Genomic DNA, 22,317 nt, shown 5'->3' with positions numbered 1-22,317 from the left:
ACTTCAATGAAGCCCGGCTTTTCTCATTTTACTAATTAAACTTATAGAGCAGCGCGGTCAAATCGTACCGTTTCAACAGTAAACAGCGGCTTTCCTCCTGCATTTGGATTTTTGAACACAAAGAACAGCTTGTGCAGCTTCTGGTCAGCCGGACCTTTTACTGGAATACTTACTTCTCCGGTTTTGTCAATTTTCACTTCACCGATCTTTGTACCGGCCGGGCTATCGAGGCGCACTTCCAGCGTTCCGCCAGCTGTAAACTTTTCGTTGCTGCCGCCAGCAATCGCCAGGTTTGTAATTCCCGACAGGTCAATACCGTCGAATGCGAAGAAACTGCCGCTTTTCGATCCCAGCACAACTTCCTTGCCATTCTCAACCTTGAAATTAACAGTATGCATGGCTGAGTCTGCCAGTGCGGCTGTCAGGGTAGCAGGGCGTAAAGCAAGTGTTTTCGCGCCTGTAAGTGGTCCCATTGTGCTGCTTCCCTTGTCGGTGTAGCTGGCCGAGATAATGTATGAACCCTCTTTTTTCTTCGCTTCCGTTACATAAGAGCCTTTCAATGGTTTTTTATCAACAGCCTTATCATTAGCAAGAGAAAGGATGTATTTGACCATATCCTCAATTTCCTCCGGCTTATGCTGCGGGTGGCCCGGCATTGCCTGCTCGCCCCAAACACCACTTCCGCCTTTCAGAACTTTATCAGACAATGTTTTAAGTGAATTGCGCTCGCTTGCATACTTCTTGGCAACTTCCTTGTAAGCAGGGCCAATGGATTTTTTGTCTATCGAATGGCATGCTTTGCAGTCGCTTAGTTCGATTAACCTTTTTCCGGTTTCAAATCCAGTATTTGCCTGGTGACCCTGGGCAAGTATGGTTTTGTCAAAACCTTCCAGATAATTAATGGTCACAGTTACTTCATCCTCAGCTATTTTCTTGTTTGCAAGGCTGCCATCTTCTTTATCCAAAACAGAAACTTCGTAGTTAACGGGTTTGTCGTTCCAGTAAAAGGATTTATTTCCTTTGATAGCTACATCCACTTTCGGGATCGCATTGCCAACTCTCACGATTACTTCCGAAGTATTTGCATTTCCTGCATTATCAGTCACTTTCAACACGGCGGTGTATTCACCCGCTTTCGCATAGGTGTAGCTTGGATTAGCCACATTGCTTTTTGGAAGACCTTTTCCAAAAGACCATTCGTACTTGATCGGATCGCCGTCGTAGTCGACTGAGCCTTTTGATGAAAAGTTAACTTTCAATGGCGTAGCGCCGGTGGTGTTGGTAGCAGAAGCTACTGCCAGTGGCACGCGGTTGCCAGCATTGTAAGTGATGTGTGACAGACTGGCTTCATCGTTTTGGGCAAACCAGTTTGGTCCGTATTCCAGTGTATAAAGCGAACCGTCATTGGCAAACTGCATATCAATCGGGTGACTGAATTTTGTATTTGGCAAGAAGCGGTCAATGCTTTTCAAATCACCTTGCTCGTTCATGGTAACTATATTGATATAGTCACGAATCCAGTCGTAAGCGAAAAATTTTCCATTGTAATACTCAGGGAATTTCACTTTACTGTCCTTAAAATCAGCAGAATAGTAAACCGGCCCGGCCATTGCATTACGGCCGCCTTTGCCCACGATCGCACCGAATTCAGGAGAGTCTGCATAAGGATAAAAGATGAATGCAGGATTAGCCGGCGGCAACTCTTGCAAGCCCGTATTATGCGGTGAGTTATTGATCGGTTTCGCAGGGTCAAATGGACCATGTGAAGTACTGTCAGCGAAATTGAAGTCGATATAAGGCTTGTTGTCCGCAATGAAGAGGGGATATCCGTAATAACCTGCCTTTCTCGCCTGGTTTACCTCGTCGTAACCGCGTGGGCCACGCTTTGGATCGTCCAGAGAAGCGTCAGGACCTACATCACCCCAGTACAGATAACCATTATGCTGGTCAACTGAAATGCGGTAAGGGTTCCGTGTTCCCATCACGTAAATCTCAGGACGTGCTTTCGGGTTGCCGGCAGGGAAGAGGTTGCCTTCGGGAATATCATACAAATTGGTTCCGCCTGGCATATTCGCGCGACGATCGCCGTAACGTGGTTTAATGCGTATTACCTTGCCTCTGAGCGAGTTTGTATTGGAAGAAGTATGCTGTCCGTCAAAGCCTTCACGTCCCGGCCGCTCGTCAATCGGTCCGAATCCATTGGACTGGAATGGGTTTACGTCGTCTCCGGTGGACAGGTACAAATTCCCTTTACTATCCCAGGCAATGGACCCGCCCGTGTGGCAGCAGTCTGTTCTTTTCACAGGAACAGTCAGTAAAACTTCTTCCGTACTGAGGATCAGCGTGTCTTTTACATCGTCATATTTGAAACGTGATAAATGCTGCGCCGTATCAGGAGCAGAAGAAAGCGGAGAATAGTACAGGTAAACAAGCTTGTTGGTTTTGAAATTAGGATCGATATTCAAGCCCATTAAGCCGTATTCCTGTTTGGTATAAACAGGTACCTCGGCTACAACTTTCACTTTGCCCGTTTTCGGATTATACAATTTCAGCTTTCCTTTTCTTTCTGAGAAAAGTACGCGCTGATCTTCCAGCACTACCAGCTCGGTAGGTTCGTCAAGCTTGGTAGCGAGCGTCTTTTTGGTAAAACGGTTTTCTTCCGGTCTCGACTTCGCGAAGTCCAGCTTCTCGGCCATTGCCCATTTCAAGCCGCCGATGAAATGTTTTACAAATACCGGATTTTCATAGGTAGCATCTTCATGTCCGAAGTTGGTGTAAAATGCTTTTCCCCCATCATATTCATGGTACCACGACATAGGATGGTTGTCGCCCATTTTTCCGTCTTTGTAAGACTTCTCGTCGATGTTAACTAAGACATTTACCTTTGGATTAAAGTTTTTGAAATCATAAAACTCATCCTTGATCTTCCATTTCTTCGGAAAGCCCGTCATGGAAGGGTGCTGATCATTTACAACGTAAGCTTCACCTTCCTGCACGTTCGGGTTGCCTGGGTGGCTTGCGAAATAGGCGCCGGACAGCTGGTTGTACCAGGGCCAGTCGTACTCGGTGTCGGTAGCCGCGTGAACTCCCACGTACCCGCCTCCTGCCTGGATGTAGTGTTCAAATGCCTCCTGCTGTTTCTCATTCAGGATATTGCCGGTAGTGTTCAGAAAAACAACCGCCCCATACTTTTGCAGGTTTTTCTCTGTAAAGACAGTTGCATTCTCGGTAGTATCTACCGCGAAGCCATTTTCTTTGCCGTATTTCATGATAGCCGCTTTCCCGGCAGGGATAGAAGAATGCCGGAACGCAGCCGTTTTGGCAAAAACAAGCACACGCTTTTCAGGTGTGACAGTCTGTGCCACGGACGCTAAACCGCAACAGACAAGGCCCATTGCACCAATTACTCGGAAGCGGTTCAGTAAGTTTTGATAAAGAATTTTACGCATTACAGATTAGGTGAACTGGTTATTTTTTAGTGTTGGAACTGCATTCTCATTCTACTCAAAACGAAATAATGCAGCAGGTAATTATATGAAAAAAACCTCCCTTCCATAAGGAAGACAGGTTTTTAATATACTTGTACAATCGACAATTACAAACCTAAAACTTTGCGGTTGAACGCCTCGTCAGCGCCGGTTCCGGCAAAATCGTCAAATGCCTTTGTAGTTACTTCTATAATGTGGCTTTCGATGAAAGGCGCACCTTCGGCAGCACCCTGAACAGGCGACTTAATGCAGCATTCCCATTCCAAAACTGCCCAGCTGCCGTAATCGTACTGAGATAGTTTGGAGAAAATACCGCCGAAGTCAACTTGTCCGTCACCAAGCGAGCGGAAGCGACCAGCCCGGTCGGCCCAGCCTGCAAATCCGCTGTAAACACCTTGCTTACCCGATGGGTTAAACTCGGCATCTTTTACGTGAAATGCCTTGATCCGATCGTGGTACAAGTCAATGAATTGAAGGTAGTCGAGCTGCTGGAGTACAAAGTGGCTGGGGTCGTAGTTGATGTTGGCGCGGGTGTGACCATTAAGGTAATCAACAAACATTTCGAATGTGGATCCGTCAAAAAGGTCTTCCCCGGGGTGGAGCTCGTAAGCTACATCCACACCGTTTTCATCATATACATCCAGGATTGGTTTCCATCTTGCAGCCAGTTCTTTGAATGCAGTCTCTACCAGTCCGGCCGGGCGCTGTGGCCACGGATACAGGAATGGCCAGGCCAATGCACCGGAGAAAGTAGCGCTCGCGGAGAGGCCCAGTCTGCGGCTTGCCTGCGCAACGTATTTCAAATGTTGCGTCGCCCATTCCGCACGTGCTTTCGGATTGTTGCGCACTTCGGGTACTGCAAAACCATCGTACATTTCGTCGTATACCGGGTGCGATGCCACCAGCTGGCCGATGATGTGCGACGCGAGCTCCGTAATTTCCAGACCTTTATCAGCCAGTTTGCCTTTCAGCTCATCAGCATAAGTCTGCGACTCGGCGCATTGTTTCACATCAATCACCCGCGGATCCCAGGTAGGAAGTTGAAGGCCCTTATAGCCCAACCCTGCCATGTAATCAGCAATTGAATCCAATGAGTTAAACGGAGCTTCGTCACCCAAAAACTGAGCAAGGAAAATTCCAGGTCCTTTTATCGTTTTCATATTTGTTGATTTAAATAGTTACCCAAGACTGCGCTCTGTTGCTTTCAAGTATCTTCTCACAAATCAATAATTCCCGGTATCCGTCTGCGAAGGTTGGGAATGTTGGGTTTTCTGGTTGTTTGCCTGCGGCGATGGCTGCGTATACCTCTTTGAACATTTGCTTTGAAGTATCAGGGAAGCCTTCGTTGTGCCCGCCAGGGAATGTAATTGTTGAGCGCACATCTTCATTCACAAGAGAAGGATCGCGCATCAGGATTTCATTGCTCTTGTCACGGTTACCGATCCACATTTCGTTCGGCGACTCTGAGCACCAGCTGAACGTTTTCTTGGATCCGGCAATTTCAAGCGCCATTCTGTTTTTCCGGCCCGCTGAAACCTGTGATACCGTAATTACCCCTTTGCTTCCGTTGTCAAAACGCAGCAAAACGTTTGCGTGGTCTTCCGTATTAATAGGTACATCGGCATAATCCTCAGGCTGCAGCATTTTGCCTGAATACGTTTCCACCGGTTTAAGCGGCTTTTTACGTGTTTTGTGAATGGTATTGAAGTCCGCCATTACTGAAACCGTTTTCAGGCCGGTAATGTATTCCAGAATGTCCATCAGGTGAGAGCCGATATCTGCAATCGCACGGGAATCGCCTGATTTGTCTGGTTCGAGGCGCCAGTTGTAGTCGGTTTCGTAGAAAAGCCAGTCCTGCAGATAAGATCCTATGAATGAATAAATCTCACCCAGCTCGCCTTTTTCGCGCATGGATTTCATCTGACGTGCCAGCGGATAGTAGCGCAGGTTGAAGTGTACAGCATTCACCAGTCCGGTTTCAGCAGCAAGCTTTACCAGCTCTTCGGCTTCGGCAAGGTCTTTGGCAAGTGGTTTTTCACAAATTACATGTTTTCCAGCGAGCAATGCAGCTTTCGATTGTGAGTAGTGCAGGAAGTTGGGCGTACAGATATGTATTGCCTGAATGTCATCCTGTTTCAAAAGGTCTTCGAAAGTATAGGAACGTTCGATTCCGAGTGCGTCTGCTTTTTGAGCGGCCAGTTCAGCCGTTACTTCGCAAAGCGCTGCTACTTCAACATTAGGAAGGCGTCGCAGCGCTTCAATGTGCGCCGGGCCGATGAAACCTGTGCCGACAACGCCGACTTTGATTTTATTCATAAACGGGTATGGATAATAGGTGAGAAAACAGTCCGCCGGAGCGGGTTGGGGATTTAAGGTTAAAAATAATGTTTAATGCAGGTCAGAAGTCAGTCCACTTGGTGTCCGTCTGATTGGAGGCAATGACAGTGTCAATGAACTTCATTCCTCTCAAACCATCCTGCGCAGTCGGGAAGTCGTATACCGGATCGGCTTTGCGGCCCTCCCAATAAGCCCGCAAATGCAATGCAAAATTGCGGTAGAGGTTGGCAAATGCCTCGAAGTAACCTTCCGGGTGGCCTGCGGGAATGCGCGTATGCACCTGGGCAGCTTTTGAAAGATTTCCTACGCCCGTGCGGATAATGCGTGCGCCCTGATTGGTTTTGTGGATCAATGTATTGGGGTCCAGCTGCTTCCATTGCAAGCCGCCGGTTTCGCCGTACACGCGGATATTAAGGTCGTTTTCTTCTCCGTTGGCGATCTGGCTGTTTTGCAGGATCCCTTTCGCGCCGTTGTTAAAGCGGAGGAGAATATTGGCGTCATCATCCAGCAGGCGACCTTCTACAAAAATGGTCAGGTCGGCGCAAAGCTGCGTGATTTTTAGCCCGGTAATGTATTCTGCCAGGTTTTCAGCGTGCGTTCCGATGTCGCCCAAGCCGCCGGCGGCACCGGAGCGTTTTGGGTCGGTACGCCAGGCAGCCTGCTTGTTTCCGGTCACTTCTACCAGAGTAGCCAGCCAGCCCTGCGGATATTCCACAATCACTTTCCTGATTTCGCCGATAGCACCCGACCTGATCATCTCGCGGGCTTCTTTCACCATCGGGTAACCGGTGTAGTTGTGGGTCAGACAGAAGATCAGGCCGGTTTTTTCAACCAATGCAACAATCTCTTCTGCTTCTTTAGTATTTAATGTAATCGGTTTATCGCAAACGACGTGAAAACCATTTTCAAGGGCAAGTTTGGCAGGGGAGTAGTGAACGTGATTGGGGGTAACGATCGCGACGAAATCCATTCGCTCTCCTTCCGGAAGCTGCTTTTCTTTCGCAATCATTTCTTCAAAATCATTATAAATCCGGTCCTCCGGTAAGTACAACGCTCTTCCTGACTCTTTTGACTTCAATGGGTCGGAGCTGAAAGCGCCGCAGACAAGTTCAATTTCTCCATCCATGATCGCTGCACGGCGATGTACCCCGCCAATAAACGCGTCCAGGGAACCACCTACCATGCCCATTCTGATCTTTCTTGACATTCCAGTTGGTTTAAAGTTTTGAAAAGATTTTAAAGGTATAAAGAGTAGTATATATCACTCTTACTTCTTACAAATATAATTTTAACAGTCAAAAAACACCCCCGAAAGCCTGTTAAAACCAGTAGAATCGCCGTTAATTTGTTTTTTCTGTGAAAATCTTAAATTAAAACTTTAAGGCAGACCGTTTCCAAAAAACCATCTAATTCAAATAATCAAACCCTTTTAGTCTTATGACTCAAACTGTTAACAGCAGCAGGTTATTCAACGCCAGTTGTCTTGCCATCATTACAACGGCCTTTTCATTCAGTATAAGAGCAGGTATCCTCCCGCAATTAGGCACTGAATTTGGCCTTACCGCCGAGCAGTTGGGCTTTATTAACTCCATGTTCTTCTTCGGGTTTCCAATCTCGATGGTCATAGGAGGTATCGTGTACCACACCATCGGACCGAAAATTATCATGCAGGTGGCCGTTGTGGCTCACACGCTTGGTATCCTGCTGACTATCTATGCAGGCGGCTACACAGGTCTTTTGGTGTCTACATTCTTTATCGGGTTTGGAAACGGCTGTACAGAAGCGGCTTGTAACCCGATGATCGCGGATATGTATTCTTCAAACAAGCTGAACAAAATGCTTGGCCGCTTTCACATGTGGTTCCCAGGTGGGATTGTACTCGGAAGTTTGATCTCGAAATTTATGACAGATGCAGGTGCATCATGGCAGACTCAGATCTGGGTATTGATGATCCCAACCGTTATTTACGCATTCCTTTTCCTTGGTCAGGCTTTCCCAAGACCAAAAGTGGAAGGTGTAACTTCACTTGCGAAAAACTTCCAGGCGATGCTTACTCCTTTATATATCTTCATTTTCTGCTGCATGGCACTTACTGCGATCACAGAATTTGGTCCTAACCAGTGGGTTAACGTGGTATTGAGTAACAGTGGAGCAGATCCAATGCTGGTATTGGCATTGACATTCGGTGTGATGACGATCGGCCGACTTTTCACAGGCCCTGTTGTTGATTTGGTTGGACAAACAGGTATTCTGCTTTTCGGAGCGGTTCTGGCAGCTATCGGTATCTACATGTTTAGCACAGTAACCGGCCCGATCGCCTATTTCGCAGCTGTGATTTTCGGACTTGGTGTATGCTTCAACTGGCCAACTGTGATCGGTTTCGTAGCGCAACGCGTTCCATTGAGCGGTGCACTTGGAATGTCCATCATCGGTGGGGTAGGTATGTTGTCTACTTCAATCTTCCAGCCTTTCATTGGTCGCTGGATCGACTCAGCGCATGCTGAATATTCGGCACAAGGTCTTACAGGCCCTGCATTGGAGCTGGCGGCAGGCCAGGCTACATTGTCTACCATGCTTACTTTCCCGATCATCCTCATCGTCGCATTCGCGATACTGTGGTTCTGGGCGGGGAACCCGAGAGCAAGTGCAATGGACGAAAAAGTCGTTGCTGAGCAGCCTCAGTTGTAAGGTCAGCTTAATAGCATGAAAAAAGCGTCAGGCAGTTATCTGCCTGACGCTTTTTTCATGCCGTCTAACCTATTTCAGTTTCACAATGGTAACCCCCGCGCCGCCACGGTCGGGATGTTCGTCCTGCATTCCTTTTACCTGCGAATAGCCCCTCAAATGGTTTCTCACAAGTGTTCTCAGGATTCCGTCGCCTTTTCCATGCACGATCCGCAGCTCATCATAACCGAGCATAATTGCATTGTCCATAAACTGGTCCACAAGCCCCAGCGCTTCTTCTCCGCGTTTGCCGCGCATATCCAGGTTGAAGCTGAAATTGAGCATGCGCTCATTCAAATCAACTCCTTTGGCAGTGGATTTCAGCTTCTTTTCGCCTGTGGCCGCTTTGTAGGTCTTGTTGGAAACCTTTTCGAGACGGTTCAGCTTTACATTCGATTTCAAATCCCCGATCCTGATCTCAGCATCTTTACCTTTTACAGCCAGTACCTCGCCAATAGCAGTCTGCCCGAGAATGCGCACGTAACTTCCCGGCACGATTTCGCCGCCTTCCGGCTCGTATATCTCCTCTGCCGGCGCTGTCTCTTTTACTTCTTCCAGCGCCAGGTTTTTCTTGCCAAAAGTTTCAAGTTCGCTTCGGACGGATTTCGTCTTCTCTTTCTCTGCTTTATTCTCCTTGATTTCCCGAATGGTATTCTCGATCAGCTGATTTGCATCAGTTAGCAGGTTTTTCGCTTTTTGCTTTGCCTCGTTTACAATCTTTTTCTCATTGTTTTCAAGACGTTCTTTCAAAGTAGTATAGTCTGCCAGCTGCTTGGCCAGCTTCCTTTCCTTGATCCCGATTTCAATGTTCTTCTCCGAAAACACTTTGCGTTCAATGTCGAGCTCTTTCAAAAGCTTCTCAAAGTTAACCTGCTGCTTGCCGAGCTTGTCTTTGGCGCGGTTTACCACAGATTCCGGTAGCCCGATCTTCGATGCAATTTCAAATGCAAACGAACTGCCGGGACGGCCAATTTCCAGTTGATAAAGCGGTTCCAGGTGCTCTCCATCAAACCGCATTGCGCCATTCACGAGCCCCTCGGTTTTGTCGGCGAGTACTTTCAGGTTTGTATAATGTGTGTTAATCACGCCATAAGCGCCCGATTTTACGAGGTTTTCCAGGATAGACTCCGCGATTGCGCCGCCCAGTCCCGGCTCGGTACCCGTTCCAAACTCGTCAATGAGGAATAAAGTACGCCGGTTTGCGGTTGTCAAGAAGTAGCGCATGTTCGTCAAATGGGAACTGTACGTACTCAGGTCATTTTCCAGCGATTGTTCGTCGCCTATATCAATGAAGATATTTTGGAAAAATCCCATGGATGAACCTTCGTCGACAGGTACCAGCAAGCCGCATTGGAACATATATTGAATAAGTCCCACTGTTTTTAAAGACACAGACTTACCTCCCGCATTCGGTCCCGAAACGATCAGTATCCTTTGCTTCTCACTCAGTTCAATGTTCAGCGGCACTACTTTCTTGCCTTGTTTTTGGAAAGACAAATGCAGCAGCGGGTGACGGGCATTTCGCCAGTCTATAAACTGTTTGTTGGTAAAAGGCGGATTGATCGCGCTCATTTCAGCGGCCAGTTTGGCTTTAGCCCGCAGAAAGTCCATTAACCCGAGAAAACCATAGGCTTTTTGGAGATCCGGAACAAAAGGTCGCAGCTGACTGGTCAGTTCAAGCAATATCCGGTTGACCTCGCGCCGTTCTTCATATTCCAGCTCGCGGATCTCATTATTGGATTCAAAAACGTCCGTAGGTTCAATGAAAACGGTTTGTCCGGTGGCGGATTCATCGTGGATAAATCCCTTCAGCTTCCTTTTATGCTCGGCCGCCACAGGAATAACCATTCTTCCGTTCCGCACCGTAAGTGAAACATCGTCACCGATCCAGCCGCTGCTCCGAGCCGATTTCAGGATTGTATCAAGCTTTTTACGGATTCCTGCCTGCTCCGAAATTAGTCTTTTTCGGATGCGTGACAGTTCGCTGGAAGCAGAATCGCGGATTTGTCCGCGGTCATCAATAATGCGGTCGATAGCGTCAGTGATCGATTTGTCGACTTTGATAGTCCTGGCGTACTCGCCCAAAATAGGGTAGGAGTCGGGCTCCTGGCTTTCAAAGAAGCGCTGACAAAGCTTGATCGTGAGCAATGAAACTTTAAGGTCAGAAAACTCGGCCTGTGTCAGCAACATTCCTTCGATTGCGGCGCGTTTGAGATAAGGTGTCGCGTCTATATAGTTCTGGGAAGGAAAATTCTCTCCGATTTCCAGGATACGCTGCATCTCCGCCGTCTGGCTGACGAGCTTTTCTACCAAAGTAAAATTCTCCGAAAACTTGATCTTTTCCACAAAAGCTTGTCCCAGCGGACTGATACAAGCCTCCTTCAATCGCTCCCGAAGTTTATCAAAACCTAATTTTTGTTCTAGTGTATTGGGGTAAAGCATTATTTGGCTTTCGGCGTTCAGCTTTCGGCTTTCGGCCTTTTTTAGTTAAAGATGGAAGTGGTGGCTTGTGAGTACTTCGGTTTTCGGCAATCGGCTTTCGGCTTTTTGGTTTATTGCTTGCCGGTTTTAATTCGCAGAGCAAAGGTCTGATTGCCGACGGCCGACAGCCCTAAAATATCCCCCTGATCTCCTCTTTCAGCACTTTCAATGCATGTGAGGCTGGCTGTACTTCTTTTTCGATTACGTGTGAAAAGATTTTTTTAGCCAGGTCAGAAGGTGGGGCTTCTGCTGGTACTTCGGTGGCTGCCTGGTTGATAACCGCAACGGTTTCGTTCATTGCATTGGTGATCTGTTCCCAGGCGTGTGTACTCATATATAGCTGCTGCGCCACGTTGTGATTGTATTCATCCCTGATCTCCTGCAAAAGGACCTGCTGCAATTCCAGCGCGCTCATTGCCGAAGGTACCAGTCTCAATAACAAATTACTAGGCGTGATACGTTCAAGAAAGAGGCACATGCGCTCGTAAGCCTGCAATCTCAGGGGAAGGGTGATTTCGACGTTTTTGCTTCTGATATCCAGTTTCTTGTTTTGAAAAATCTTGTCTGCAACTGTCGTGACGGTCATGTAAATGCCGAACGTAACAATCCCACCAAGTAGCAAAAAGGCCAGTATAAGCTGATATTCCATATTCTAATGTTAATTTTCGATCCAAAAACGAATTGCAAAATTAGCGGATTGCCAGAATAAGCGGATATTTATTTAAGGTCGCGAAATGGAACGGGGATCGCCGCTGTTTAGTTTTTATCCGAACGAGTATCTGCATTCAAATGGAAAGTCCGATTCAACTTACAGAAAACGCAAGGCTGGAAATAAAATCTACACTGGAAGCAAACAAGATTCCTGACACCTACGGACTGCGGGTAGGATTGCGCGGCGGCGCGTGCAGCGGCACTTTTCTGCTCGGATTTGACACTGCAACCGAGTTTGACCAGACTTACCTCGTGGAAGGAATCAAGGTAATCATAGACCGCCGCCACCTGATGTACGTGATCGGAGTATCGGTTGATTATGAAGAGGGCGTGAACGGCAGCGGCTATACGGTTTCAGCCAACGAAAGAAACATGAAGTAAGTAAATCAGTTATTCTTCGATTGTTACGTGTTTCCAGTTTTCGCCTGAACGGATCCGGTTAAGCTGCGTATGCGTAATCCCAAATTGCTTCGCAATCATTTTAAGTCGGTTATTGTCATTCTTAAGCAGCTTTTTAATGATACGCACTTTGCTTTCCGTCAACTTGTAATTTTTTGTACGTCTTGGGATCACACGGTTAATGAATGCCGGATTTTCGCGGTTATGCTCTATCATTTCAGCCTTCGTAACCCATTTTAGATTCTCGTAGTAGTTGTTTTGTTTTTCAAAGTCGATGTGTATAACAAAGTTATGCTCTGCATCAGGCTTATCTACAAAGTGCTCAGCTACAAGCTTGTGTACGTATCGATTTATTGTTTTTCCTCCCGCAACCCTGATATTCAGCGATCTGTACCCCTGGATAACTGATCCTTTAATGACCACTCCCTCCTTCGGATTGTTCTGAAAGCTTTTCAGCCTGCCGTAATTAGATACTTCGTAATGAGGAGCGTTCTCGATTTCGTCGAAATTAATTTTTGCCCACTTTTCGTTCCAGAAACTCCGACTTACATTTAACTCATTCATTGTGTTAAGGATATATTATTAGGTTTTTTCAGGTTGCATTTAAATTTGCCGCGTCGGCTTGCTATGCGCTTTGCTGGAAACATTTTTGCAATCTTTTTCTGTTGCTATAAGTGTGCCTTATCAGGTTTACACATTTACATTCATCAAAAACTATAAAAATGAAACGTACGCTCATCATCGGCGCTACCGCCAATCCAACCAGGTACGCATATCTGGCTGCTCAAAAACTCAGGAATTACGGTCACCCGATCTTGTTACTCGGCCGGAGAAAAGGTTCGGCTCTGGGAGAAGAGATACATCTTGAAAAGACAGACTGGGAAGACGTGGATACCGTTACATTGTACATTAACCCGAGCCACCAGCCTGAATATTACGATTATATTGTCTCTTTAAAACCCAAACGCGTCATTTTTAACCCTGGTACTGAGAACCCTGAATTTAAAAACATGTTGTTGGATAAAAATATCATACCAATTGAGGGCTGTACGCTGGTAATGCTATCAATTGGTCAATATTGATTGTATTACCACTTAATTAATGCAGAAGCCCACGTGAACCCGCTTCCGAAAGCAGCCAGACAAATCAGGTCGCCGCTCTTCAACCTGCCTTCCTCCCAGGCTTCCGATAATGCAATGGGAATGGAGGCGGCGGTGGTGTTACCGAAGCGTTGCAGGTTATTCACTACTTGCGATTCGCTCAGTCCCAACTGCTGCCGCACATAGTCGCTGATGCGGATATTAGCCTGGTGAGGTACCAGTAAGTCAAGGTCGCTGTGAGTGAGTCCGTTAGCTTCAAGTGCTTCACCAATTACCTCTCCAAAACGCACAATTGCGTGTTTGAAGACTGCATTTCCATTCATGTAAACATTAAATCCGCCTTCTTCCAGCATTTCGCTGTTCACAGGTCTTCCCGGCCTGCTGCTTCCTGGGTCGCGGACATAAAGTTCTTCTGCAAATCGCCCGTCTGCGTGCAGGTGTGTAGATAATATACAATGTTGGGGATCGTCGGTTGCCGATACGACGGCCGCACCTGCGCCATCACCAAAAATCACCGCAGTATTGCGCCCGGCGGTACTTTTATCTATCCACGAAGACTGGATTTCCGAACCTACCACCAAAGCATTCCTGTACATTCCCGATTTGATAAACTGGTCGGCGATAGAAAGCGCATATACAAATCCCGAGCATTGTTCACGAATATCAATGACGGGCTTTCCGTCCATTTTGAGCTCTCGCTGCATTAAAAATGCGGAGCCGGGGAAAAAATAGTCGGGGGTAATAGTTGCGTAAACGATTACGTCAATCTCATCAGCGCTCATGCCAGCGCGTTCCAGCGCCTGGCGGGAAGCAGCGGCGGCCATGCTGTAATTCGTGTCTTTGCCATATTCAAAGTAACGGCGCTCGCGAATGCCGGTACGTTCCTGGATCCATTCATCGGATGTTTCCATCCATTGTGTCAGATCATTATTGGTCACGATGTTTTCAGGAACGTAGTAACCCAAACCTGTAATGCGCGAGAATTTCATATTTGTATTTTGAACAACAAGTTGTCAATGATTTAGTCAGGCCTTTTGTCTTCTCAGATTCTCTGCCAGCGATAATCCGATATAAAGGACGAGTATCAATGGTATTGCAAGGAATTTTAAAGTAACAAGAAGCACGATCGAACTAACTATTAAAAGAAACCGTGCCTCGTTTCCTTTCCAGTCGAAATGTTTGAATTTTAATGCAATCAATGGCAGCTCCATTACCAGCAGGTACGACATTACTACTGTCAGGATCAGGAGATTGGTTGTGTTGATAATGATATCTTTCCAGAATTCACTTTCGAACTGAACTATAAATGGCAGCGCGGCGATCAGCATGGCATTGGCCGGAGTAGGTAAGCCAATGAAGGTATCCGATTGCCTGGTGTCGTTATTAAATTTGGCTAAACGCAGTGCCGAGAAAATCGCAATGATAAACGCAGGATAAGCCTTCCAGATCCCCATCAGGTCGGGAATGCTTTGCATTAACAATTGGTAAACGATAATCGAGGGCAGTAGTCCGAAGGTGACCATATCTGCCAGTGAATCGAGGTCTTTTCCAATGGCGGAACTCACTTTTAGCAGTCGCGCCAGAAAACCGTCCAGAAAGTCAAAAATCAGCGCCACGCCAACGAGGATGCAGGAGATCAGCAGGTTGTTATGAAATGCTTCCACCACGCCAATGCAGCCACAAAGAAGGTTTCCGCAAGTGAGTGCATTGGGTATGTTTCGCCTGATCATGATATCGTCGGGTTTCTTATCTGAAAAATGGATTGTTCTTTTTCTCAAAACCAACCGTAGTTGCATCCATGTGGCCTGCATAAACGGTATAGTCTTCCGGTAAGGTGAAGATTTTGGTACGGATGCTTTCCAGCAATGCGGCGTGGTTCCCGCCTGGTAAGTCTGTGCGCCCGATACTGAGCCGGAAGAGCACGTCGCCGCCAATTACAAAACGGGCTTCGTGACTTACAAATGCAATGTGGCCCGGTGCATGTCCCGGTACAAAAATAATTTCGAGACTGCTGTTACCAAAGCTGAATACTTCTCCTTCTTTGAGGTAACCGTCGAGTTCCGGTTCGTCGAATTTGTAAAAGCCGTAATTGGAAGCGTAAGTTCTTACGGCTTTCAGTAGCGGCTCGTCGAGCTGGTGCAGCGAAAATGGAATGTTGTATTTCCGTTTCAATGCAGCTACGCCCAGCACGTGGTCGATGTGTGCGTGCGTGTTGATAATATGTACCGGTTTGAGGTTGTTGGCCTCGATAAAACCGGCCAGCTCCTCCACTTCCGACTGCTCGTAACAACCCGGATCTATGATAACGGACTCGCCGGTCTCATCATAAAGCAGGTAAGTATTCTCCGAAAATGGGTTGAATGTAAAATCTTTTACGCGAATCATTAAAGTCAGATTTACTGCATTTGACGCAGGGGCGAAGTTACAAAAGACTTTGTAAACAGCCCCTCGGCGTTGACTTAATAAGACCTAAAAGAAAAATGCCACAATGCAAGACCCTCGCATTGTGGCATTTTGATGCTTTGCTTAATTAATCTGCCTTTACTTCCTGCAAAGTGACTATAATGCGGTTGTAGTACAATCTGGTAGTTCCCTCGTAGCCTGAATCCGTACCAACAAAAAGCCAGATCTCTCCATTTGGATTGGCTTTGACGATGAACGGTTTGTCTGCATTCGACTTGTCGATGAGCGTGTATTTCACTTCATCTGTTCCATTTGCCACATCTCCCAGCACCACCACATCCGCACCTCCCTGCGACTGCTGCCCTTTATCCAGGTTAAACTCGTACTCGGTACCTTTCAGGATGGTCCTCGGTTCTGTACCGGATGCGCCTACCTTTACATAAACCGAATTGGCGGGCGACCCCCCGATTCCTACACTGCCGTTTGCTGCATTGGTTCCCAGGTTGATATCAAAGACAGTCTCGTAAGTTTTACCCGGAACAAGGTCGGTTACCTTTTTCTTTAGGTACATAAAAACATCGTCGCTGCGGTTTGTGCTTTGAATCATAAAAGCTTGCTGAGAGCTATCGAGTCCCTTCGGTAAGGAGGTTACACCGGCAGCTAATTTCAAGATCGAAGTGTCAGTTTTGGTGGAATAATCGGAGAATTCAGCCACCCAGCCTTCCTCTCCTGTCTCAAAATTGGAATTCACTGTTGTAATTGCATCCAAACCGTCATCATTGCAGGCAGCCATCGCCAATGTGAAAAGTACACCTGCTGCTGCGATCCATTTTTTCATGGTACAAACTATTTTATTGATAAGGTAAATAATGCGTTGTTTCTTCCAAGAGGCAAATTCCGGCTGCAAGGTTGGAAACGGCACTGCTTTAAAATGGCTTTACACTTACCCGATTGAAAATATAACGGGCCGCTTGTGCAGGTCAGGTTTATTCGATTTCCAGTTCCTGACGGGCATTGTTTTCAAAAATTCGGTAGCTGCAGTGATGTCGGCTGCGATGCTGAGCATTGTATCCGGCTGGCAGGTTTCCAGCAGTGTGTCAAGCAACTGGTTATTCCTGAAAGGAGTTTCCATAAACAGCTGCGTCTGCTGTCGCTGCCGGCTTTCCCTTTCTAGGGTTTGTATCATTTTCTTACGCTGTACCTTGTCGATCGGCAGGTAACCATGAAATGCGAACGATTGTCCGCTCAGCCCCGAGGCCATAAGCGCCAGCAGAATGGAAGACGGACCTACCAGCGGCACCACCTGAATGCCCAGCTGATGTGCAATGTTCACCGCGATGGCACCGGGATCAGCAATACCGGGGCAGCCCGCTTCGGATATTACACCCGCATCGCGGGTCAGCCTTTTCAATGCATCATAAGTTTCGCCCTCAGGAGTGTCTTTGTTCAGTTCGATAAATGTGAGCTGGTCAATCACTTTCCCGAGGCGCAGGCTGCTGATGAAGCGCCTGGCGGTACGCACATTTTCCACAAAAAAAATATCCAGCGCTTCAATAGCCGAAATCACCCCCGGACTGAGTACCTGATCTTGTGTATCATCAGCCAGGACGGTGGGTATCATGAAAAGCTTTAAGGCAGTTTTATGCATTGAAAATTGTAGTTATTGCTTGTTTCCAACCAATCCGGGGCTATTTGCATCCTAAGGTTTATACAAACTTAATCACTATGAAAAGGCTTTTATACTTCACACTATTTCTTACGGTTCTTATTTCCTGTAAAAAAGACAGCATGGACGCGGCCATGAATGGAATTGCTGTTGCAAGCCCGATCGCCGGTAAGTGGCGCCTGAGCCAGATTGAACGCGCTTCCGTAGACAACAGGAACGAATGGGAATACGTTGCTGCTTCTCAGATCGATACTATTGGTTTTCGTGAAGATGGGGTTGTTCTGCAAGCCGACGGTCTGCCGATGTGCTGTGCGCCCAAATCCCTTATTATTAATGGCGTGTTGATGGATATCAAGCCTCAATACCCGATTCCTGCAAACGGACTTTGCGCAACTGTCAACTGTATTTATTGTCCGGTATGGGAAATCACAGTTACCAACAACGAACTAATCGTATCTTCCTGCCTCAAACAACGCCGGAAATACATCAGATAGCCTCGTCGAAAAAGCCTGTAACAGCTGCAACGAATTCTTTCGGTTTTTCTGCCTGCACCCAATGGCCAGCGTCTGCAATGGTTTCAAACCTGGCATCGGGAAACATTTCCTGTATTTCCGCAAAATCCTCGTCTTTAATATAATTAGACTTTTCGCCACGTATAAAGAGCACTGGGCCAGGAATGGGTGTCTCGTATGTGATCTCCTGACCTACATTGGCCATATCCGTTGTGAGTAGCGGCAGGTTAAAACGCCACGCAAAGCCGCCTTCATCCTTTCTGTACAGGTTTTTGAGTAAAAACTGGCGCACTGCCAGTATCGGCTCATATTCCCTTAACAGCTCATCAGCCTCGTTCCGGCTTTCTATCTTATCAAGGGGAATCGCATTCAAGCCTTCCAATATCCTGGCGTGGTGAATAGGGTAACCTTTCGGGCCGATATCAACCACAACCAACGCCTCGTAAGTGCCCGGGTAGGTTACGGCATATTGCATCACCGTTTTGCCGCCCATTGAATGTCCGATCAGGATTGGGTTCTCTAAATGATGTTCTGCTATAAATTCCTTTAAGTCTGCTGCGAAAGTGGGAAAGTCAAGCGGTCCCGCGTGTGGGGAGCGCCCGTGATTTCGCTGATCGACCAGGTATACGCGGTATCCCAGCTCCGCGATTGTCTTGCTGATCCCGGACCAGTTATCGAGCAGGCCGAAAACGCCGTGAAGTATAATGACCGGCTTGCCGTGTTCACCTACCTGTTTAAAATTGAGCTGCATGATATGAGTTGAATGAAATTTAATAATACGATAATATTGGAATTTTTGCCCGCAGGCGCCTCCGCTTAAAAAAGTTTTAAAATTACCGAAACCGGTAAATAATCGGCTGAATACGGAAATGCTGCTGATAAAGGATTTTTAACGATTTGATAACTTGTAAAATATTGAAGTATTGGTACACTATTCTGTATTATTCCAATAGATCAGTTAGTTACGTATATTAGTATTGTATTTTAGTAGGATTAACGTTTTTGTTTCTAAAATAAAAATCTTATTATTTTGCGGTAAATGATCACTCATCGCTATCGATGATGCCCCCATTTATACAAACCAAATCACCAACTTTTATGAACGGGAAAAGTTTACTTTTCAAGGCAGCGTGTTGTGCGCTGGTTACTCTTCTATTAACCATTTTCGGGCCGGATGTTTCTGCCCAGGTAACTTCATCAGCAATCACCGGCCGGGTTACAGACACAAAAGGTGACGCGCTTCCAGGTGCAACCGTTGTGGCGATTCACACGCCTTCCGGTACAAGGTACGGATCTGTTACTAACGAACAGGGTCTGTACACGATTCCGGCAGTTAGGGTAGGCGGGCCTTACTCAGTGACTGTCTCGTTCGTCGGCTTCAGCGACAAATCTCAGGAAAATATCTTCGCAAACCTGGGAACAGCGGCAAATGTTAACTTCGATCTGCAGGACGGATCTACAGACCTGAACGAAGTAGTTGTGACAGGAGCAGGAAGTGACATTTTCAGTTCTGATCGTACTGGTGCAGCTACAACCTTTAACAAAGGATTGCTGGGCAGCCTGCCTACTTTGGGAAGAACGCTGAACGACATTACCAAATACAATGCTTACGGTAACGGCCGCTCATTCGGTGGGCAGGACAGCCGTTATAACAACTTCACCATTGACGGATCGGTTTTCAACAACGGTTTCGGATTGGGTAACGAGGCAGCAGCAGGTGGCCGGACAGGTTCTTCTGCAATCTCGCTGGACGCGATCGAAGAGGTTCAGATCAACATTGCGCCTTTTGACATTCGCCAGTCAGGTTTTGCGGGTGCAGGTATCAATGCGGTAACCCGCTCCGGAACAAACGAATTTTCAGGATCGGTTTTCCATTTCTTCAAAAACAAAAGTCTTGCAGGTGATAAGACTTACGGAAGCAAGATCAATGTAACTGAGTTCAATGAAAAAACGACCGGTTTCCGTTTTGGCGGCCCGATCATTAAAAACAAACTTTTCTTCTTTGTAAACGGGGAGTTTGTAAAACGTTCGAGTCCTGCATTGGATTTCGTCTTAAACCGCGGCCAGTCGGGTGACAACGTATCCCGTACTACTGCTGCCGATCTGGAAGATTTGGGTGCTTTCATGAGAGATAAGTTCCAATATGATATCGGTGCGATTGACGGTTTTAATAACGAGAACAAGAGTAACAAGTTTCTTGCCCGCATTGACTACAACATCAGCGACGCGCACAAACTGACAGTTCGTTACTCACACCACGATTCTGATTCTGACGTGTTGATCAGCCAGAGCAACAGTAGTAACACAGCTGGTTTCGGTAACCGTACCAACTCGCTTTCTGCTATTTCTCCTCAGAATACAGGCTACATTATCCAGGATAATACACGTTCTTTTGTAGCTGAACTGAACTCGAACTTCGGTGGGAAATTTGCAAATAACCTGATCGGTACATTCAACAAGCAGATCGAGGACAGAAAGTATAAAGCGCCGATTTTCCCGACTATTGAAATCCAGAAAGACGGATCTACTTACACTACAATTGGTTCTGATCCATTTACACCAAACAACAAACTGGATTACTCCACGCTGAACATTACAGACAACCTGACTTATTTTGCAGGAAAGCACACGCTTACAGCCGGCGCTTCTTACGAGTATTTCAAGTCGAATAACCTGTTCTTCCCGACTTCAAACGGAGTTTATGTTTTCAGGTCTATCGCGGATTTCAAAAATGCGGCTAACGCATACCTGGCTAACCCGAATCTGACTGTTGCACCGGATACATTGGTTCGTTTCAACTATCGTTATTCATTGCTTCCAGGCGGCGCTGCACCTTGGCAGGAGTTCAAAACGCAAACGATCAGTTTGTATGTTCAGGATGAATACCAGGTTACGCCTAACTTGAAAGTGACGGCAGGTCTTCGTGGCGATTATATCACAATCCCGAACACTTCAAAGCAATATTACAATGCAGAAGTAGCAGGTATCGAATTCAAGGATCCTGCTGGCGAGCCTTACAATGTTAACACGGGTAATGTTCCAAAAGCACGCATTTACCTGTCTCCACGTATCGGTTTCAACTGGGACGTAAAAGGAAATCGTACCACCCAGGTTCGCGGTGGAACAGGTCTGTTCCTGTCCAGAATTCCTTACGTTTTGATTTCAAACCAATTGGGTAACAATGGTGTGAACTCTGCGACAGTTGCCGGAAACAACACGACAGCTTATCCATTTACATTGGATCCGTCACGTTACAACCCGACAACATCGGCTCCTTTGCGTGGCTACCAGGTGAATGCATCTGACGAAAACCTGAAATTCCCTCAGGTTTGGAAAAGCAACATCGGTATCGATCAGCAACTGGGCTGGGGTGTTGTAGCGACTGTGGAAGGTATTTTTAACAAAAACTACAATGCACTCCGCTATATTGACGTGAACCTGAAAGCGCCTACTGCACAGTTTGCAGGTGTTGATAACCGCGACCGCTTCCCGGCTTCTGGCTTGTCTGGCAATGCAGTTAACCCTGCCCGCCTCGTGAACACGACGGTTTCAAACGTGTACGTTTTGACCAACACCAACAAAGGTTATTCTTACTCGATCACTGGTAAACTTGAAAAAGCAGCAACACGCGGCTTCGGTGGAATGATCGGTTATACTTACGGACAAGCGAAAGACATTGCTTCGGTATCCAGTACAGTGGAAGGTAACGTACCGGGTATTAATGGCTTGAACTACCTGGATCTTGCATGGTCGGGTAACGATTTGCGTCACCGTTTTGTAGGATATGTAAGCTACCGTAAAGAGTATGGTGGTAAATTCGGCGGCGCTACCATGTTTACATTGGGTGGTGTTTCTAACAGTGGCACGAAGCTTTCTTACATCAGTTCAACGGATTTGAATGGTGACGGTCAGAACAATGACTTGCTTTATGTTCCAAACAGTGCTTCGGAAATCAGATTCTCTACGCTGACTACAACTGTTAACGGGAAAACTTACACATTCTCGCCTGAGCAGCAAGCACAAGCTTTCCAGCAATATGTTGACAATCACCCATATTTGTCAAAAAGAAAAGGACAATACACAGAGCGTAATGGCGGTGCTTATCCTTGGCTGACTAGATTTGACTTCACAGTTGAGCAGGATTTCTTCGTGAAAGTAGGAGCGAAAAACAAGAAGAACATCATTCGCCTGAGAGCTGATATTTTCAATGTCGGTAACCTGATTAACAACAAATGGGGTGTAGGAAACCAGGTGACTGTTTCTTCAAACAGCACACAATCCAACCCGCTTAACTTCGCCAGTGTTTCAGCAGACGGAGTTCCTTCTTACAGAATGGGAACGCAGGTTGTAAATGGCGAGACTGTCCTGGTTCGCGACGCTTTCGTGAAAGGTCGTACGATCAATGACGTTTGGCAGGCACAGGTTGGTATCCGTTATATCTTCAACTAAGCAGAAATCTGCTGGTTAGCAAGCGAGCCCGGTCATTTGGCCGGGCT

General features: G+C 46.8%; 18 protein-coding genes. 5 read left to right on the top strand and 13 right to left on the bottom strand.

The window, feature by feature from the left end; translation table 11 throughout:
• Nucleotides 1-41: 41 nt before the first annotated feature.
• The 4 genes from AC1XTG_RS13320 to AC1XTG_RS13305 all read right to left on the bottom strand — a co-directional run bounded on the left by AC1XTG_RS13320 (nt 42) and on the right by AC1XTG_RS13305 (nt 7,014).
• Nucleotides 42-3,449 (bottom strand): ThuA domain-containing protein, encoded by a 3,408-nt coding sequence (locus AC1XTG_RS13320; protein ID WP_484842315.1) that lies wholly within the window; start codon nt 3,447-3,449, stop codon nt 42-44.
• Nucleotides 3,450-3,595: 146 nt separating this feature from the next.
• Nucleotides 3,596-4,648, bottom strand: coding sequence for a sugar phosphate isomerase/epimerase family protein (locus AC1XTG_RS13315; RefSeq protein ID WP_056281472.1), 1,053 nt, complete (start codon nt 4,646-4,648; stop codon nt 3,596-3,598).
• A 10-nt stretch (nt 4,649-4,658) separates the two neighbouring features.
• Nucleotides 4,659-5,804, bottom strand: a complete 1,146-nt coding sequence (locus tag AC1XTG_RS13310; protein ID WP_056281474.1) for a Gfo/Idh/MocA family protein — start codon at nt 5,802-5,804, stop codon at nt 4,659-4,661.
• A gap of 82 nt (nt 5,805-5,886) precedes the next feature.
• Nucleotides 5,887-7,014: a Gfo/Idh/MocA family protein gene (locus AC1XTG_RS13305; protein WP_484842330.1), complete on the bottom strand. Its 1,128-nt coding sequence runs from the start codon at nt 7,012-7,014 to the stop codon at nt 5,887-5,889.
• 248 nt (nt 7,015-7,262) lie between these two features.
• Here AC1XTG_RS13305 and AC1XTG_RS13300 point away from each other — a divergent pair, with 248 nt between their 5' ends.
• Nucleotides 7,263-8,513, top strand: a complete 1,251-nt coding sequence (locus tag AC1XTG_RS13300; protein WP_056281476.1) for an MFS transporter — start codon at nt 7,263-7,265, stop codon at nt 8,511-8,513.
• 69 nt (nt 8,514-8,582) lie between these two features.
• Here the strand turns inward: AC1XTG_RS13300 and AC1XTG_RS13295 are convergent, their stop codons facing one another.
• Entirely contained in the window at nt 8,583-10,991 is a 2,409-nt protein-coding gene (locus AC1XTG_RS13295) for an endonuclease MutS2 (protein WP_484842314.1), read from the bottom strand.
• Between the two features lie 169 nt (nt 10,992-11,160).
• Complete coding sequence (locus tag AC1XTG_RS13290) at nt 11,161-11,679, bottom strand: DUF7935 family protein (protein WP_056281480.1); 519 nt, start codon at nt 11,677-11,679, stop codon at nt 11,161-11,163.
• Nucleotides 11,680-11,819: 140 nt separating this feature from the next.
• Here AC1XTG_RS13290 and AC1XTG_RS13285 point away from each other — a divergent pair, with 140 nt between their 5' ends.
• Complete coding sequence (locus AC1XTG_RS13285) at nt 11,820-12,122, top strand: HesB/IscA family protein (protein ID WP_056281482.1); 303 nt, start codon at nt 11,820-11,822, stop codon at nt 12,120-12,122.
• Nucleotides 12,123-12,131: 9 nt separating this feature from the next.
• On the opposite strand, the gene AC1XTG_RS13280 is transcribed toward AC1XTG_RS13285, so the two are convergent.
• Complete coding sequence (locus AC1XTG_RS13280) at nt 12,132-12,704, bottom strand: NUMOD4 domain-containing protein (RefSeq protein ID WP_056281483.1); 573 nt, start codon at nt 12,702-12,704, stop codon at nt 12,132-12,134.
• A gap of 158 nt (nt 12,705-12,862) precedes the next feature.
• Between AC1XTG_RS13280 and AC1XTG_RS13275 the strand changes: the two genes are divergently transcribed.
• Nucleotides 12,863-13,222 (top strand): CoA-binding protein, encoded by a 360-nt coding sequence (locus tag AC1XTG_RS13275; RefSeq protein WP_056281485.1) that lies wholly within the window; start codon nt 12,863-12,865, stop codon nt 13,220-13,222.
• A 5-nt stretch (nt 13,223-13,227) separates the two neighbouring features.
• On the opposite strand, the gene AC1XTG_RS13270 is transcribed toward AC1XTG_RS13275, so the two are convergent.
• The 5 genes from AC1XTG_RS13270 to AC1XTG_RS13250 form a co-directional block, all read right to left on the bottom strand.
• Entirely contained in the window at nt 13,228-14,229 is a 1,002-nt protein-coding gene (locus AC1XTG_RS13270; RefSeq protein ID WP_056281488.1) for a 3-oxoacyl-ACP synthase III family protein, read from the bottom strand.
• Nucleotides 14,230-14,265: 36 nt separating this feature from the next.
• Nucleotides 14,266-14,970, bottom strand: coding sequence for a CDP-diacylglycerol--serine O-phosphatidyltransferase (gene pssA, locus AC1XTG_RS13265; protein ID WP_484842329.1), 705 nt, complete (start codon nt 14,968-14,970; stop codon nt 14,266-14,268).
• Between the two features lie 16 nt (nt 14,971-14,986).
• The gene (locus AC1XTG_RS13260) at nt 14,987-15,625 is read right to left on the bottom strand and encodes an MBL fold metallo-hydrolase (RefSeq protein WP_484842313.1); all 639 of its coding nucleotides are present in this window, start codon (nt 15,623-15,625) and stop codon (nt 14,987-14,989) included.
• A 145-nt stretch (nt 15,626-15,770) separates the two neighbouring features.
• A complete protein-coding gene (locus AC1XTG_RS13255; RefSeq protein ID WP_484842312.1) occupies nt 15,771-16,481 on the bottom strand; it encodes a hypothetical protein in 711 nt (236 codons plus the stop codon).
• A gap of 105 nt (nt 16,482-16,586) precedes the next feature.
• Entirely contained in the window at nt 16,587-17,264 is a 678-nt protein-coding gene (locus AC1XTG_RS13250; RefSeq protein ID WP_484842311.1) for an SAM-dependent methyltransferase, read from the bottom strand.
• Between the two features lie 104 nt (nt 17,265-17,368).
• Here AC1XTG_RS13250 and AC1XTG_RS13245 point away from each other — a divergent pair, with 104 nt between their 5' ends.
• Nucleotides 17,369-17,803: a hypothetical protein gene (locus tag AC1XTG_RS13245; protein WP_484842310.1), complete on the top strand. Its 435-nt coding sequence runs from the start codon at nt 17,369-17,371 to the stop codon at nt 17,801-17,803.
• Here AC1XTG_RS13245 and AC1XTG_RS13240 read toward each other — a convergent pair.
• Nucleotides 17,796-18,572 (bottom strand): alpha/beta fold hydrolase, encoded by a 777-nt coding sequence (locus AC1XTG_RS13240; protein ID WP_484842309.1) that lies wholly within the window; start codon nt 18,570-18,572, stop codon nt 17,796-17,798. The two genes, AC1XTG_RS13245 and AC1XTG_RS13240, sit on opposite strands and share 8 nt — an antisense overlap.
• Nucleotides 18,573-18,919: 347 nt before the next feature.
• Between AC1XTG_RS13240 and AC1XTG_RS13235 the strand changes: the two genes are divergently transcribed.
• Nucleotides 18,920-22,270, top strand: coding sequence for a TonB-dependent receptor (locus AC1XTG_RS13235; protein WP_484842308.1), 3,351 nt, complete (start codon nt 18,920-18,922; stop codon nt 22,268-22,270).
• Nucleotides 22,271-22,317: the final 47 nt, after the last annotated feature.

It is taken from the genome of Dyadobacter sp. HNCC25DJ183 (genome assembly GCF_056895175.1).
Note: the sequence above shows the minus strand (reverse complement) of the source record. Positions and strands in the feature narration are given on the sequence as shown.

Bases quoted from the DNA above. Each gene is read 5' to 3' on its own strand.
- AC1XTG_RS13295 (WP_484842314.1), bottom strand. From the start codon at position 10,991: ATGCTTTACCCCAATACACTAGAACAAAAATTAGGTTTTGATAAACTT.
- AC1XTG_RS13260 (WP_484842313.1), bottom strand. From the start codon at position 15,625: ATGATTCGCGTAAAAGATTTTACATTCAACCCATTTTCGGAGAATACT.
- AC1XTG_RS13235 (WP_484842308.1), top strand. From the start codon at position 18,920: ATGAACGGGAAAAGTTTACTTTTCAAGGCAGCGTGTTGTGCGCTGGTT.
- AC1XTG_RS13320 (WP_484842315.1), bottom strand. From the start codon at position 3,449: ATGCGTAAAATTCTTTATCAAAACTTACTGAACCGCTTCCGAGTAATT.
- AC1XTG_RS13275 (WP_056281485.1), top strand. From the start codon at position 12,863: ATGAAACGTACGCTCATCATCGGCGCTACCGCCAATCCAACCAGGTAC.
- AC1XTG_RS13315 (WP_056281472.1), bottom strand. From the start codon at position 4,648: ATGAAAACGATAAAAGGACCTGGAATTTTCCTTGCTCAGTTTTTGGGT.
- AC1XTG_RS13245 (WP_484842310.1), top strand. From the start codon at position 17,369: ATGAAAAGGCTTTTATACTTCACACTATTTCTTACGGTTCTTATTTCC.
- AC1XTG_RS13310 (WP_056281474.1), bottom strand. From the start codon at position 5,804: ATGAATAAAATCAAAGTCGGCGTTGTCGGCACAGGTTTCATCGGCCCG.
- AC1XTG_RS13255 (WP_484842312.1), bottom strand. From the start codon at position 16,481: ATGAAAAAATGGATCGCAGCAGCAGGTGTACTTTTCACATTGGCGATG.
- AC1XTG_RS13300 (WP_056281476.1), top strand. From the start codon at position 7,263: ATGACTCAAACTGTTAACAGCAGCAGGTTATTCAACGCCAGTTGTCTT.
- pssA (WP_484842329.1), bottom strand. From the start codon at position 14,970: ATGATCAGGCGAAACATACCCAATGCACTCACTTGCGGAAACCTTCTT.
- AC1XTG_RS13270 (WP_056281488.1), bottom strand. From the start codon at position 14,229: ATGAAATTCTCGCGCATTACAGGTTTGGGTTACTACGTTCCTGAAAAC.
- AC1XTG_RS13280 (WP_056281483.1), bottom strand. From the start codon at position 12,704: ATGAATGAGTTAAATGTAAGTCGGAGTTTCTGGAACGAAAAGTGGGCA.
- AC1XTG_RS13305 (WP_484842330.1), bottom strand. From the start codon at position 7,014: ATGGGCATGGTAGGTGGTTCCCTGGACGCGTTTATTGGCGGGGTACAT.
- AC1XTG_RS13250 (WP_484842311.1), bottom strand. From the start codon at position 17,264: ATGATACCCACCGTCCTGGCTGATGATACACAAGATCAGGTACTCAGT.
- AC1XTG_RS13240 (WP_484842309.1), bottom strand. From the start codon at position 18,572: ATGCAGCTCAATTTTAAACAGGTAGGTGAACACGGCAAGCCGGTCATT.
- AC1XTG_RS13290 (WP_056281480.1), bottom strand. From the start codon at position 11,679: ATGGAATATCAGCTTATACTGGCCTTTTTGCTACTTGGTGGGATTGTT.
- AC1XTG_RS13285 (WP_056281482.1), top strand. From the start codon at position 11,820: ATGGAAAGTCCGATTCAACTTACAGAAAACGCAAGGCTGGAAATAAAA.